Raw genomic sequence first — 14,328 nt, forward strand, 5'->3', positions numbered from 1 at the left:
CCAGGGGGCTTTTTAGTGTCTTGCAAGGCTAATTTGCAGAAGGGGAGAGTCCATATTCATCTCCCAGAATATTCTCTGCACCGAAAAAACGGCCAAGTAAGCGAGTTTTTAACTGATGAAACTGCGCGTTGTTGAGTGCGCCAAGACTCCGTAACCACTCAAGACGGGCCAGTTGTGGCTCTGCTGGTAATAGAGGGTCAACAGTAGCATACTGCCTTCGCATGTACAAGATGGTATGGTCGCGCAAGGCATTGGCAAAATCATACAGTAAAGCCTTGTTACGAGGACTGTGAAACAAGGCGATATTGCCCCTTCCGGTGGTAATTAGAAAGTCATGGCGCCAGACTTGTAGAATGTATGCTCCTAATCCCAAAAAAAGGCCTAGCAAAATCAACAGGAGCCATACTGCTGATTCTCGCTGGTTGGGTTGGGTTATTAGTGTGTAGCAGGCTTTACCACATCCAAAACCCAAAAAAACCTCCGCTAACAGCAGTCGGAACGGTACAAAGTGATGATGGCCGACGCCTATTGGCAGCAGGTCTTCGTAAGGAATATCAACGGCCGTTTGTTGAAAGAAGCGCTTTTCTTCAATGCGCAGGTTGTTATCCTGCATAGTAAGTCTAGTGGATCCAATGAGAGGATAAGCCTGTGTTATCTGGCGGGTAGGGGTAGTCATAAAGCTCTTGGTAAGACGGCAAAAATAACCTAATTCACATACGGTGTTTCCAGGTCCTGGCCCATGAGCTTGACAGGGTCGAGGGAGAGGCGGCCGGTGAGGCGGGTACTGAGGGTGCGCAACTCCTGTTCGGAGAGAACATCCAGATGGTGGAGCCAATGCAGCCGGTGCAGCTGCAGCTCGATAGGACCAAGCGGATTGACCTGGGCGTATTCATCACGTAGGTAAGCGTGGGCGCGTAGGCGCAGAGCTTCCATAAAGGTTTCCAGGGCATCGTGCTTACCAGGCCGGTTGGGCAAGGTGATGCGGATGCGGTTGGTGCCCACCGTGACCGTGCGGCCCCAGTAGCGGCGGGTGATGAACACTCCGGCCAGGCCCAGCAAAAACCCTATGCACGCCACCCACAACTCGGTAGGCAGCTGCTGCTGGCTTTTGAACAGGCGGCTGAGGCCTTGTATAATCACCCAGACGGCTACCCAGGTGCCAGCCGGAGGCAGGCGCAACGGTGCCGGCTCGTGGTACTCCAACTCCACGGGCAGCAGCTCTTCGTAGGGAATTTCGGTTTCCAGCCAAGCCTCGCCCCGACGGTTGCGCTGGCTCACGTACAGGCCGTGCTGCCGCAGCAACAGGAGCGTGGTGCCCCGGAAAAGATGGGTATGAGAAAATTGTGGGGTCGTCATTCAGGAGTGCCAGAGCCGGAGCAATCGGCTAGCTGGCTAAAATCTTCAGCGAAATATGATAGGGGAGGGAGAGAAGCACAGCACAAAAATAACCAGCATCAGCCAGCCCAGCACTTTGCGGCCCCGGGAAAGTGGGCGCTCATCGGGTGCGGGCGGGTGAAAAATACCCATGACGCGCGCCAGCAACAGGCCAAACAACAGCCAGCCTGGGTTGCCTTCCAGCCCCGGTACGGCCGAGGTCAGGGCCACCTGCCCCAGCCAGACGGCCGCACCCAACAGCAACGCCCGCCGGGCCGTAGGTACCACCCGCCGGAACACCAGCCAGAGGTATAACCCGTACGGTGCGCCCCAGTAGAGCCAGGTTTCGGCATCGGTGCGGAGAGAAAACAGTCCCAGTCCTGCGTAGAAGATGAACGCAACAAACAGCACCACCGATACCCGCGCGGCCCGGCGCGGCCCCAGCAGCCCGTACACAATGTGGCCGCCATCCAGTTGCCCGATGGGCAGCAGGTTCAGGGCCGTGAAGAACAGCGCCAGCAACCCGGCCGTCAGCACCGGGTAATGCAGCAACTCGTTCGGGTGCGGCAGTCTGGTTGGGTCGGCCAGCAGCGCCGCCATACCCTGGAAAAGCAGCGGCTGCGCCAGGGATACTGCAGTGCCCGGCGACACCGCTTGATACACGTACTGCGCATAATCGGCTCCGTAGGGCCGGTAATCCGGATGGATAGCGTACAGATACTCCAGCGGCGGCAGGTGTAAAAAACCGTAGGCTAAGACTCCCACCGCCACCACAAAGCCAGCCAGCGGCCCGGCTAAACCCACGTCAAAAAACTCACGACGGGAGAAAATCCGGTCTTTGATGCGGATGACGGCTCCGAAAGTGCCAATACCCAAAGGCAGCGGAATAAAATACGGCAGCGTAGCCCGGATGCGGTTGTAGCGGGCCGTAAAATAGTGCCCGAACTCATGTACCGTTAGCACCCCCAGAAATGGCAGCGAATACGCCAAACCCGGCTGCAACGCGGACCACACCTGTGCCAGCGGCTGCAACAGCAACTGGCCCGGCAGCAAATCGAGGCCACCGGTGCGTAGTTGCACCCCGGCCAGCGTAGTCGTCAGGAGCGTAACCAGAAACAGCAGCAGATGCAGGCTATATCGTGCCCAACGGGGCCACGGGGGGCGTTCGTACCGCTGAAAAGCTGCCCGAGCTGCCCGTAACCCGGCTTCGGCATCGTGAGTGGAATCTTGTGTATCAGGTAGGGGCAACAGCGGGGTATTATCAGTTGGGGAAGGCACGGAGGGCAGCGGGCAGAGCGTCTTGCAGCATGAGAGGCGGCGTCAAAAAAAGCGTGTGCAGCCCCAGCCGGCGGGCCGTTTCAATGTGCTGGGGGCTGTCTTCAATAAACAACGTTTCTTCGGCCTTCCAGTTCATCTCCCGCAGGGCGTGCCGGAAAATTTCCTCCCCCGGCTTGCGTAACCCCACCTGCTGCGAGTAAAACACCCGGTCCAGGCAGTCGGCAATACCATGCTCCAATCCATACTGCCTCTTTAGCCGCCGGTTGATTTCCTCGATGTGAATCTGGTTGGTATTCGACAGCAGGGCCGTTTGGTGGCCTCGGGCGCGCAGGTCGGCCAGTAGGGCCAACCGCTCGGTTGGCACATCCAGCAGCATAGCGTTCCATGCTGCGTCCAGCTCCTCATCAGTGGCCGTGAGCTGGTAGTGCTGGCGCAAACCGGCGCGGAATGCTTCCGGGCTGAGCCGGCCGGTTTCCATCTGGTCGAATAGCTTCGCCTGCGCCGCCTGCGTGAATTCGATAGTACCGCCGTGCCGGCGCATGGCCGCCAGCGTCAGGCTATAATCAATGTTGATAATGACCCCGCCGAAGTCGAAAAGCAGGTTGGGTAGTTGCTGAGACATAAGGATGCGTCGCTGGGTATCGGACAGGCAAGTTGCTTTTCCTGACCGGGGCAATTGCAAAATCCGCCGTAAAAGTCGAAGTTTGTGCTGCCGAAACCAACTGCTTCCGCAGCTGGCCACGCATCGGGCCTATAGCTCAATCGGTTAGAGCAGCTGACTCATAATCAGCAGGTCACTGGTTCGATTCCAGTTGGGCCCACTTGTAAGCCGCATAGTTCATTGACTTTCAATGTGCTATGCGGCTTTTGCTTTTTTACGGCATAGCTAGCGGAACATTGTTTTTATTGTACAGACAATAATGTTGTGCCAACTGTGGTCAACGAATAGTGTCGCGTCTCTACACTATTCGCGAAACCGCTAGATGCCCGGGCCGGCTGGCGCCCATGCAAAGCCCGGGATAACCAAGCGGTAAGTGCGGCAGCTCAGTAGTGTACTAACTGCGCCGTAAGCGTAGCGGGGCGGGCTGACCGGAAGTCACACCACGCGTAGAATCTGTGAAACATCACCCGAAAAACAGTTTCTTTGGGGGAGTCCATATTGCCTGCCTTCCGTATGCCTACCCGCCGTAAGTTTCTTGCCTCCTCGGCTGCGGGGTTGGCCGCGCTGGCCGCCAGTCCCTCTGTAAAAGCCCTGAGTCTGCCGCCGCTGCCGGTAGCGAGCAAACTCTTGGTGATTTCGACCTGGGACACCGGCCTTTCCGCTAACCTGGGAGCCTGGAAAGTGCTCAGCCAGGGTGGCCGCGCCCTGGACGCGGTGGAGGCCGGCGTGATGGTGACGGAAGCCTCGCAGAACTGCTGCGTGGGCCTGGGTGGCAACCCCGACCGGGAGGGCATCGTGACGCTGGATGCCTGCATCATGGACGAGCAGTTCAACTGCGGCAGCGTGGCGGCCCTGGAGCGCATCAAGCACCCCATTAGCGTGGCCCGGCGCGTGATGGAGCGTACCCCGCACGTAATGTTGGTGGGAGAGGGTGCCCAGCAGTTTGCCGTGGCCCAGGGCTTTCCGCTGGAACCCCAGAAACTTAGTCCCGATGCCGAAAAGGCCTACCGCGAATGGCTCAAAACCAGCCAGTACAAGCCTGTGGTTAACATCGAAAACTCCGGCAACCGCAAAACCGGCCCGGTGGGCGGCGCCAACAACCACGATACCATTGCTATGCTGGCCCAGGATGCCCAGGGCCGCCTCAGCGGCAGCTGCACCACCAGCGGCATGGGCTTCAAGATGCGCGGCCGTCTCGGCGACTCGCCCCTGATTGGCTCGGGGCTGTTTGTGGATAATGCCGTGGGCGCGGCGGCCGCTACGGGTCAGGGCGAGGACGTGATTCGGATTGCCGGAGCCCACACCGTGGTGGAATTGATGCGCCAGGGAATGTCGCCGAAAGTGGCCTGTAAAGCTGCCGTGGAACGCATTGCCAAGATCAAGGGCGACAAAGCCCGCGACATTCAGGTGTGCTTTATTGCCGTGAATGCTCAGGGCCAGCACGGTGCCTTTGCCCTGCAAAAAGGTTTCACCTACGCCGTCTGCGACGCCAGCAACCAGCAGCAGCTCATCCAGGCCGATTACCTGCTGAAATGAGGGCGCGCGTGCTGGAAATCTGCGCGGGCTCGGGGCAGTCGGCCGTGGCGGCGCAGGCCGGAGGGGCCCACCGCATTGAGCTGTGCCAGCACCTGGAACAGGGCGGCACTACTCCCTCGTACGGTACCATCCGGCACGTACTGGGCCAGCTTACCATTCCCGTATTCGTGCTGATCCGGCCGCGCCCCGGAAACTTCTGCTACGACGCGGAGGAACTAGCCATTATGGAAGCAGACATCCGGCAGTGCCGCACGTTAGGGTGCGCAGGCGTTGTGCTCGGGGCCCTGAACCAGGTGGGCCGCGTGGATCTGGCCGCTTGCCGGCGGCTGCTGGCGGCGGCCGGACCGTTACCAGTCACGTTTCATCGCGCTTTCGATGCGTGCCCGGATCAAGCGCAGGGCTTGGAAGAAATCATCAGCCTGGGCTGCCAGCGGATTCTGACTGCCGGAGGCCAGCCCACCGCGCCGCAAGGAAGCCCGCAACTGGCCGCCCTGGTACGGCAGGCGGCCGGGCGAATCAGCATCATGCCGGGCGCGGGAGTGACGCCCGCTGCCATCCGGGAGTTAGCCCGACATACGGGGGCCTACGAGTTTCACGCCAGCGCTAAAAGGCAGCTGGCTCCTGCGCCCGCGCCGAAAGCCACGGAGTTTGACGCGCCGCGTTGGGAAACCGATGCGACTATTGTGCGGGAATTGGCCGCGCACCTGAACTCGCCTTTGGATTGAGCCTGCGCGTACTCCGCGCCGGACACCCGGAATCTGATTTGCGCAAACTACATGCGGCCTCCCGGCTACAGCAGGAGCCGTTCACCTTTCTTCATAACGTACTTTCTCTGTGAAAAAGAACATCCGGGTGGCATTGGCGGTAGTGCTGGGTCTGGGCGGCGGCATTGGATTGGCCGGGGCGGCTTTTGCCCAGCAGCCCAACGTGAACCGTAGTACCATATCCATCATTCCGCAGCCGGCGCACCTTGTGGCCGGCAGCGGGAGCTTTACGGTTACGTCGGCTACCAAAATTTACGTCGACCCCAACAATGAGGAGCTGCGCCGCATCGGGGAGATGCTGAGCCAGGATCTGCAGCGCGCCGCCGGCGTGCAGCCGCCGGTAGCGTCGGCCCCATCGGGCAAGCCGGGCCCCGGGGGCATTTACCTCACCTTGCGGCAACCGTCTGATAGTCTGGGGCCGGAGGGATATACGCTCAGCGTGCAGCCTACGCAGGTGGTGCTGGTGGCCGGCAAGCCGCAGGGGGTGTTTCTGGGCCTGCAAACCATCCGGCAGCTGCTACCTGCGCAACGTGCAGCCACGGTCGTGCGCCTGCCGGCCCTGGAGGTGGCAGACCAGCCCCGCTACCAGTGGCGCGGCATGCACCTGGATGTGTGCCGCCACTTCTTCCCGGTGGAGTTCGTCAAGCAGTACATCGACTACCTGGCTCTGCACAAAATGAATACCTTCCACTGGCACCTGACCGATGACCAGGGCTGGCGCATCGAAATCAAAAAGTATCCTAAACTCACCTCGGTAGGAGGGTGGCGCGACGGTACACTCATCGGGCATTACACCGACCAGCCCCACCAGTTCGATAACATCCGCTACGGCGGCTTTTATACCCAGGAGCAGATTAAGGAGGTAGTGAAATATGCCCAGGACCGCTACATCACAGTGGTGCCGGAAATTGAGATGCCCGGCCACGCCGTGGCCGGGCTGGCCGCCTACCCGGAGTTTTCCTGCGCGGGTGGGCCTTTTAAAGTGGAGCGGCTCTGGGGCGTATTCGACGACATTTTCTGCGCCGGTAATGAGCAGACGTTCAAATTTCTACAGGATGTGCTGACGGAGGTGATGTCCTTGTTTCCGGGCAAAATCGTGCATATCGGGGGGGATGAAGCACCCAAGACCCGCTGGCATGAGTGCCCCAAATGTCAGGCTCGCATGAAGGCAGAAAACCTCAAGGATGAGCACGAGCTGCAAAGCTATTTTGTGCAGCGCATAGAGAAGTTTGTGAACTCCCGGGGCAAGTCAATCATTGGCTGGGATGAAATCCTGGAAGGCGGCCTGGCGCCTAACGCGGCCGTGATGTCGTGGCGCGGGCAGGAGGGCGGTATTATGGCCGCCCGGCAGCAGCATAACGTGGTGATGGCGCCCGGCTCGCACGCCTACTTCGACCATGCCCAGGGCGAGGCCGGCCTGGAGCCGTTGTCGTTCGGGGGCTACCTGCCCCTCTCGAAGGTGTATGCCTTCGAGCCCACGCCCAAGGAGCTGACCGCCGCCGAGCAGCAGTACATTCTGGGCGGCCAAGCCAACATCTGGACCGAGTATATTCCTACCGCGCAGCAAGTGGAGTACATGGCGTTTCCCCGCATGTCGGCGCTGGCGGAGGTGCTCTGGACCCCGGCCCGGCAACGGAGCTGGCCCGATTTTCAGCAGCGCATGCAGCAGCAGTACCGCCGCTACGAAGCCTGGGGCACCACCTATTCCCGCAGTGCTTTCAACGTGCGGCAGCAGCTCACCCTCGACCCCGCCCGGCGCACTACTCTGGTTACGCTGCAAACGGACGCCGCCGGGCCGCAAATCGTCTATACGCTTGATAGTTCCGCGCCCACCGCTTCGTCGCCGGTCTACACCCAGCCGTTCACGGTACCGAGGGCCGCCGTTATCAAAGCTGCTTCTTTCGAGCAGGGTGAGCTGGTGGGCAAAGTCACGACCCGGGAGCTGCTGATGCACAAGGCCTTTGCCACTTCCCTGACGCTGACCAACGAACCCAACAAGAACTACCGCGGCGCGGGCGCTTTCACGCTGGTGGATGGCCAGAAAGGCTCCACCAACCACGCCGATGGGCAATGGCTGGGCTTCTACGGCACCGACATGGTGGCAATAGTCGACCTGAAACAAACCACCGACGTTAACACGGTCAGCAGCACGTTCCTCCAGGCGGCGGGCTCCGGAATCCGACTCCCGGCCAGTGTGGAAGTTGCTGTTTCGGAAGACGGTAAGAAGTACCGAACGATGTATTCTGCCCCCGTGCCGGCGTTGGTCGATCAGGCCAAACCAACCATCCGTGAGGTGCGGACGGACTTGAAAAAAACGCAGGCTCGGTTTGTTCGCATCACGGCCAAAAATGCCCAGGCGGCCGGCGCTGCTAAGCCCGAAACCTGGCTGTTTGCCGATGAAATTGTGGTACGGTAAGGCCTTGCGCGGGTTTTCCGGGCTCTCTGCAATGAAGAAGCATCTCGTTCGGGCCAGGGCGGGATTGAGGTTGCGCTGACCAACCTGGCCGCCGCTCCGGTAGCTTTCTTCAACCGCTTAGCTCTGCTGAAATCCGTTGCCCGAAAGCGTATTTTGCCCGTGTTCAACGCTGATAACTACGTGTCGGTGGAAGGGTGGAAGGTGGGGCTGTAGCTGGTGCCCGCAGCGCCTGACTAAGATGCCCCCGAAACCCCGAACGATGTAGCCGTGACCCTTCGCGTCTCTATAGTATTCCCGATGCTATTTACCTTTCCCACCGTTCCAGTCAGCCATCCTATGCAGCGTATTTCCACCCGATTCATTCTGGCCGCCACTGCCCTGGTCTGCGGGGCGACGACTGCTTTTGCGCCTCATGCCAGTAGCCGGAAGAAAGCCGCCAGAAGCCCGGAATCCAGCCTTACCCGGTACGTAGATCCGTACATCGGCACGGGGTTTCACGGGCACGTATTTCTGGGGGCCAACGTGCCGTTCGGCGGCGTGCAGTTGGGGCCGGTCAACATTACGGAGGGCTGGGACTGGTGCTCCGGGTACCATTATTCCGACTCCACCATCGTCGGGTTTGCGCACACTCACCTGAGTGGTACCGGTATCGGCGACCTGGGCGACGTGACGGTGATGCCCACCACCGGGCCAGTGCGCGTGACCGAAGGCCGGGTGAAAAACCCCGAGCGAGGTCTGGTTTCGATGTTTTCGCACAAAGAAGAGCAGGCCCGGCCCGGCTACTACGCCGTGCGCCTGCAGCGCTACGACATCCGGGCCGAGCTGACCGCCACCGAGCGGGTCGGCTTCCACCGGTACACGTTTCCGCAGTCCGATGCGGCACATTTGGTGTTTGATCTGCAGCAGGGCATCGGCTGGGATTTGGCTACGGATACGCACATTGAGCAGCTCAACGACAGCACCCTTGTCGGGTACCGCAACTCCAGGGGCTGGGCTGCCGATCAGCGCCTCTACTTCGCGGCGGTATGCTCGAAACCTATCCGCAATTTCAGCAGCCTGCAGGTGCTCGATACGCTGGGAAACACCAAGCCTGCCGCTACCGGCAACCGCATCAAAGGGGTGCTGACTTTCGCCACGCGGGCCGGCGAAAAAGTGCAGCTGAAAGTGGGCATTTCGCCCGTAAGCACCGACGGCGCGCTGGCCAATATCCGGGCCGAAATTCCGCACTGGAACTTCGATGAGGTAGTGGCGCAGGCCGACGCTGCCTGGAACAAAGAGCTGCGGAAAGTGCAAATTCAAGCCGATGAAACCCGGCTGAAAACCTTCTACACGGCCCTTTACCACACCATGATTGCGCCCTCGGTTTTCAATGACCACAACGGCGACTACCGGGGCACCGATAAGCAGGTACACCGCAACCCGGGCTTCACCAACCTGACTACCTTCTCCCTCTGGGACACCTACCGGGCGGCGCATCCGCTGTTCACTATTCTGCAGCCGGAGCGCGTCAATGATATGGTGAGCTCCATGCTGGCCATTTACCAGCAGCAGGGCAAGCTGCCGGTGTGGCACCTGATGGGCAACGAAACCAACTGCATGGTGGGCTACAGTGCGGTGCCGGTGGTGGCCGATGCCTACCTCAAAGGCTTCAAAGGCTTCGATGCGGCCCTGGCCTACGAGGCCGTAAAGGCCACCGCCATGCGCGACGAATTCGGGCTGAAAGCTGTGAAGGAGCTGGGCTACATTCCGGCCAACAGTGAGGTGGAAAGCGTGTCGAAAGGCCTGGAGTACGCCATTGACGACTGGTGCATTGCCCAGATGGCCAAAAAGATGGGCAAGAAGGACGACTACGCCTACTTCAGCCAGCGCGCCAACAACTACCGCAACTACTTCGACAAAAAAGCCGGCTTTATGCGTGGCCGCGTGGCCCGGAATGAGTGGCGCGCACCCTTCGACCCCTTCAAATCGGTGCACATGAAAAGCGACTTTACGGAGGGCAACGCCTGGCAGTACACCTGGCTGGTGCCCCAGGATGTGGAGGGCCTGATTGGTTTGTTGGGTGGGGAGCAGCGGTTCAGCCAGAAGCTGGACTCCTTGTTTCTGGTGAAGGGCAGCATGGGCGAAGAAGCCTCCCCCGATATTTCGGGCCTGATAGGGATGTACGCCCACGGCAACGAGCCCGGCCACCATATTACCTACCTCTACAACTACGTGGGCCAGCCCTGGAAAACCGCCGAAAAAGTCCGGTTTATCACCGATAATTTCTACACGGCCAAGCCTGATGGTATCATCGGCAACGAGGATGTGGGACAGATGTCGGCGTGGCATGTTTTTTCCACTTTGGGCTTCTACCCGCTCAACCCGGCCAACGGCGCGTACGTGTTCGGCAGCCCGGCCGTGGCGCGCGCTACTATCCAGCTGGGCGCCGGTAAAACGCTGACTATCGAAGCCAAAAACAACAGCGCGGCCAACAAATACATCCAGGCCGTTAGGCTCAACGGGCGGGCCTACTCCAAATCCTACATCATGCACCAGCAGTTGCAGCAGGGCGGTACGCTCACGTTTGATATGGGCCCTACCCCCAGCACTACCTGGGGCGTGGCCCCCGCCGACCGGCCGAAATCGGTGCTGTAATCTGCCTGGCCTACCCAACATCTTCCACCCTACTTCCCACTTGCCCCTATGAACCGCCGACACTTTCTCCAGGGCCTGACGCTGCTTTCCGGCGGCGCGTTGCTGCCACCTGCCGCGCTGCTGGCCGCGGCTCCCGGCTTTCCGGTAGTGCGCCCTGCGGAAGCCAAGCGGCGGTTTCGCAGCCGTTCCGTGGAAGCGGCCATTCGCGAGTTTCAGCAAAAAGTGCCCAACCCAGAGCTGGGGTGGCTGTTTGAGAACTGCTTTCCCAGCACCCTGGATACCACCGTTACCCACACCACGCGCGAAGGCCGCCCCGATACCTACGTCATTACCGGCGACATTGACGCCATGTGGCTACGCGACAGCTCGGCGCAGGTGTGGCCCTACCTGCAGTTCATCCGGAAGGATGCGGCGCTGCGGCAGCTGGTGGCCGGGGTTATCAACCGGCAAACGCGCTGTATCCTCAAAGACCCCTACGCCAACGCCTTTTACGGCGACGATACGCGGGTGGGGGAGTGGAAATCGGACCTGACGGCCATGCAGCCCGGTGTGCACGAGCGGAAGTGGGAAATCGACTCGCTTTGCTACCCCATTCGGCTGGCCTACCACTACTGGAAAACGACCGGGGATACCGCGCCGTTTGATGCGGCCTGGCAGCAGGCCATGAAGGCGGTGCTGCACACCTTCCGCGCGCAACAGCGCAAAGCCAGCCTGGGGCCGTACAAGTTTCAGCGCGAAACCGCCACCGCCACCGATACCCAGCCCATGAACGGCTACGGCTACCCCGTGCGCCCGGTCGGCCTCATCTGTTCGGCCTTTCGCCCCAGCGACGACGCCACGCTCTACTCTTTCCTGGTGCCCAGCAACTTCTTCGCCGTAACCAGCCTGCGCCAGGCCAGTGAGATGCTGACCCAGCTGACCCGAGACGTCACCACGGCGCGGGAACTCACCACTTTGGCCGACGAGGTAGAAGCCGCCCTGCGCCAGTACGCGGTGGTCGACCACCCGAAGCACGGGAAACTCTACGCCTATGAAGTGGACGGCTTCGGTAGCCAAGTACTGATGGACGATGCCAACGTGCCCAGCCTGCTGGCCCTGCCGTATCTGGGCGCGGTGCCGGCCACCGACCCTATCTACCAGAATACGCGCCGGTTTCTGCTCTCTGAAAACAACCCGTTCTTCTTCAAGGGCCGGGCCGCCGAAGGCATTGGCGGCCCCCACGTAGGCCAGGATATGATCTGGCCCATTGCCATTACCATGCGCGGACTCACCAGCCTGAACGACGACGAAATCCGAGCCTGTGTGCAAAGCCTGCGCGCCACGCACGCCGGCACCGGCTACATGCACGAATCCTTCCATAAGGACGACGCCACCAAGTTCACGCGCGCCTGGTTTGCCTGGGCCAACACGCTCTTTGGGGAGTTTCTCTGGAAGGTGTACCAGGAAAAGCCCCGGCTGCTGGGGTAGCCTGCACCACAGAAAATGACAGGACTTATCAGGCTCAAATGAAGGCGGTAGGCTCACCGCAATACGTGAGCGTGAGCTGGTGCATGGCCCGGGTGCAGGCCACGTACAGCATGCTCCGGTCGACCTCCGTTTTGTAGTTGCGGGCGGCGGCAAATGGCACGATGACGGCGTCAAACTCCAGCCCCTTGGCCAGGTGGGCCGTGGTGATGATAACGCCTTCCTTGAACTTGGTGGACTCATCGGTGAGTAGATACACGCCGGGTGCCTGTAGTGCTTCGTACACCTGCTCCGCCTGCCGGAGCGTTTTACAGATAATGCCCAGCGAGTGGCTGCCGGAGCCGGGAAAATCTGCTAGTAGCTGCCGGATGCCCTGCAGTTCCTCCGCTTTATTGCCGAAGCGCGCCACCGTAGGCTCCGGGCCGTGCCGTTCCAGCGGCAGAATGTTCGGGTTGGGTGTGATGCGCTGGGCAAAGGCGGTAATTTCCATGGTGGAGCGGTAGCTGCGGTAAAGCCGCACCACATCAGCCTGCGGAAACACCCGCTCAATGGTTTCGGCCGAGGACGCGCTGTACGGGTTTACCGTCTGGCTGACGTCGCCGAGAATGGTTTTACGGCAGTGGAACAGGCGCGACAGCACGGCGTATTGCACCGGCGTGTAATCCTGCATTTCGTCGATCAGCAGATGCTTCACGTGGTCGTAGCCAGGCAGGCCTTCCAGCCGGATGCGCAGGTAAATCAGGGCGAATACGTCGGCGTACTCCAGCGGCTGGCCCTGGTTGAACTTCAGCAGCTCGGGCCGCCCCAGCCAGCGGTAAAAGTCGCGGTAGAGTTCCGGCACGTTGTGCAGGCGGAACATGCGGGGCAGGGCTTCCCCGATGGTGCCTTTCTCCTGACCCGTGAGCTTGCGGCCCACCGCGTCGCGCACGTGGGCCCGCACGTCGTTGGCCACCAGCGCAAACCGTTTCAGCAGCGGCACCCGGTGGTAGGTTCGGAACTTCTGCTGAATGAAAGCGGCGGGCACCACCGTGCGGCCCACCCGCAGCTCCGTCACGGTGAAGTAGGTATTCTCAATGTGCAGCAGGTACTGGTTGAGCTGGCTCAGAAACTCAAACGATGACTTGAACCGGATGCGCTCAATGAAGGCCGCATCGTGGTGCTCCAGCAGAGCCGACACCTGGTCGAAAAACGTTTGGAACTGGTAGCGGTTTTCCAGCAGATCGGCAGCCAGCTCCTCCATGCCCATTTCCGGCAGGTGCTCCTCGCCCAGTTCGGGCAGCACGTTGGAAATGTAGTCGGCGAAGACCTTGTTGGGGGAGATAATGAGGAGGTCCTTGGCGGCAATGGTTTCGCGGTAGCGGTAGAGCAGAAACGCAATGCGGTGCAACGCAATGGAGGTTTTGCCCGAGCCGGCCACGCCCTGAATCACCATCACCGTGGCTTCCTCGTTGCGGATTACCGCGTTCTGGTCGCGCTGAATGGTGGCGACGATGTTCTTCATCTTATCGTCGGAGGACTTGGCCAGCTCCTGCTGCAGCACGTCGTCGTGAATGTTCACGTCGCTGTCGAGCAGAAACTCCAGGCGGCCGTCCCGGATTTTGTACTGCCGCTTCAGGTCGATATGGCCCTGCACCTTGCCCGAGGGGGTGGCGTACGACGCCTCACCCAGCTCGAAATCGTAGAACAAAGAGGAAATGGGCGCGCGCCAGTCGTATACCAGGTTCTGGCGCTGCTGCTCATCAAAAAACGAATGCACCCCGATGTATACCGGCACGGCCGGCTGGTTTTTCGTCCCGAAATCGAGGCGGCCGAAGTAGGGCGACTGCACCAGCTTGAGCAGGCGCCGCTTCCGGGCTACTGCTCCTTCGCCCGTGAGTGCCATGCGGTTGATGGACTGGTCGGCGGCCACCATATCGGCCTCATCCATACCCGACTGGTGCTCGTGGATGTACTCCTTTTTCTGGCGCAGCTCCGTGGAAAACTGCTTTACGGCGTCATCCACGCGGCGCACGGCCAGCGTGAGCTTCTCCTTGATTTCCTCCAGATATTCTCTCTCTTCTTGCTCGGTTGCGTTCATCACGGGCTGATTCTGAAAAACAGGCCACAAAGGTGCCATCAAATTCCGGGCTGCCGATGAATCACGCATATTTTATCGGTTGCGTAGCGCGCTGCGAGGCAGGCCCGGTAAACCAGACTGCGGA

Annotated in this window: 10 protein-coding genes, 1 tRNA gene and 1 pseudogene; 7 read left to right on the top strand and 5 right to left on the bottom strand. The window is 60.5% G+C overall.

The window, feature by feature from the left end; translation table 11 throughout:
- Window positions 1–28: 28 nt before the first annotated feature.
- Genes EI293_RS07110 through EI293_RS07125 form a run of 4 tightly spaced genes read right to left on the bottom strand, consistent with a single transcriptional unit; the run spans window position 29 to window position 3,274 of the window.
- Window positions 29–676 (bottom strand): hypothetical protein, encoded by a 648-nt coding sequence (locus EI293_RS07110; protein WP_125436462.1) that lies wholly within the window; start codon window positions 674–676, stop codon window positions 29–31.
- 29 nt (window positions 677–705) lie between these two features.
- The gene (locus EI293_RS07115; protein ID WP_125436463.1) at window positions 706–1,356 is read right to left on the bottom strand and encodes a hypothetical protein; all 651 of its coding nucleotides are present in this window, start codon (window positions 1,354–1,356) and stop codon (window positions 706–708) included.
- A gap of 45 nt (window positions 1,357–1,401) precedes the next feature.
- Window positions 1,402–2,652 carry a site-2 protease family protein gene (locus tag EI293_RS07120; protein WP_246010566.1) on the bottom strand — a complete coding sequence of 417 codons (1,251 nt, stop codon included), beginning with the start codon at window positions 2,650–2,652 and terminating at the stop codon, window positions 1,402–1,404.
- Entirely contained in the window at window positions 2,636–3,274 is a 639-nt protein-coding gene (locus EI293_RS07125) for an HAD family hydrolase (protein WP_125436464.1), read from the bottom strand. The genes EI293_RS07120 and EI293_RS07125 overlap by 17 nt, the downstream gene beginning before the upstream one ends.
- A 125-nt stretch (window positions 3,275–3,399) precedes the next feature.
- On the opposite strand from EI293_RS07125, the gene EI293_RS07130 reads away from it, so the two are divergent.
- The 7 genes and pseudogenes from EI293_RS07130 (at window position 3,400) to EI293_RS07155 (ending at window position 12,130) form a co-directional block, all read left to right on the top strand.
- A tRNA-Ile gene (locus EI293_RS07130) sits at window positions 3,400–3,473 on the top strand.
- A 353-nt stretch (window positions 3,474–3,826) separates the two neighbouring features.
- Window positions 3,827–4,849 carry a N(4)-(beta-N-acetylglucosaminyl)-L-asparaginase gene (locus EI293_RS07135; protein ID WP_125436465.1) on the top strand — a complete coding sequence of 341 codons (1,023 nt, stop codon included), beginning with the start codon at window positions 3,827–3,829 and terminating at the stop codon, window positions 4,847–4,849.
- Window positions 4,846–5,574: a copper homeostasis protein CutC gene (locus EI293_RS07140; RefSeq protein WP_125436466.1), complete on the top strand. Its 729-nt coding sequence runs from the start codon at window positions 4,846–4,848 to the stop codon at window positions 5,572–5,574. Before EI293_RS07135 ends, EI293_RS07140 begins: the two co-directional genes overlap by 4 nt.
- Before the next feature lie 109 nt (window positions 5,575–5,683).
- Complete coding sequence (locus tag EI293_RS07145) at window positions 5,684–8,029, top strand: glycoside hydrolase family 20 protein (RefSeq protein WP_125436467.1); 2,346 nt, start codon at window positions 5,684–5,686, stop codon at window positions 8,027–8,029.
- A 48-nt stretch (window positions 8,030–8,077) separates the two neighbouring features.
- A pseudogene (locus EI293_RS22605) lies at window positions 8,078–8,242 on the top strand (hypothetical protein); the annotation flags it as partial.
- Window positions 8,243–8,365: 123 nt separating this feature from the next.
- Entirely contained in the window at window positions 8,366–10,663 is a 2,298-nt protein-coding gene (locus EI293_RS07150) for a GH92 family glycosyl hydrolase (protein ID WP_125436468.1), read from the top strand.
- A gap of 48 nt (window positions 10,664–10,711) precedes the next feature.
- Window positions 10,712–12,130 carry a glycoside hydrolase family 125 protein gene (locus tag EI293_RS07155; RefSeq protein ID WP_125436469.1) on the top strand — a complete coding sequence of 473 codons (1,419 nt, stop codon included), beginning with the start codon at window positions 10,712–10,714 and terminating at the stop codon, window positions 12,128–12,130.
- Window positions 12,131–12,164: 34 nt separating this feature from the next.
- Here EI293_RS07155 and EI293_RS07160 read toward each other — a convergent pair whose 3' ends face one another.
- Window positions 12,165–14,204: a HelD family protein gene (locus tag EI293_RS07160; RefSeq protein ID WP_246010594.1), complete on the bottom strand. Its 2,040-nt coding sequence runs from the start codon at window positions 14,202–14,204 to the stop codon at window positions 12,165–12,167.
- Window positions 14,205–14,328 lie beyond the last annotated feature (124 nt).

The organism is Hymenobacter perfusus (assembly GCF_003944765.1).
In the GTDB taxonomy this organism is placed as follows: Bacteria; Bacteroidota; Bacteroidia; order Cytophagales; family Hymenobacteraceae; genus Hymenobacter; species Hymenobacter perfusus.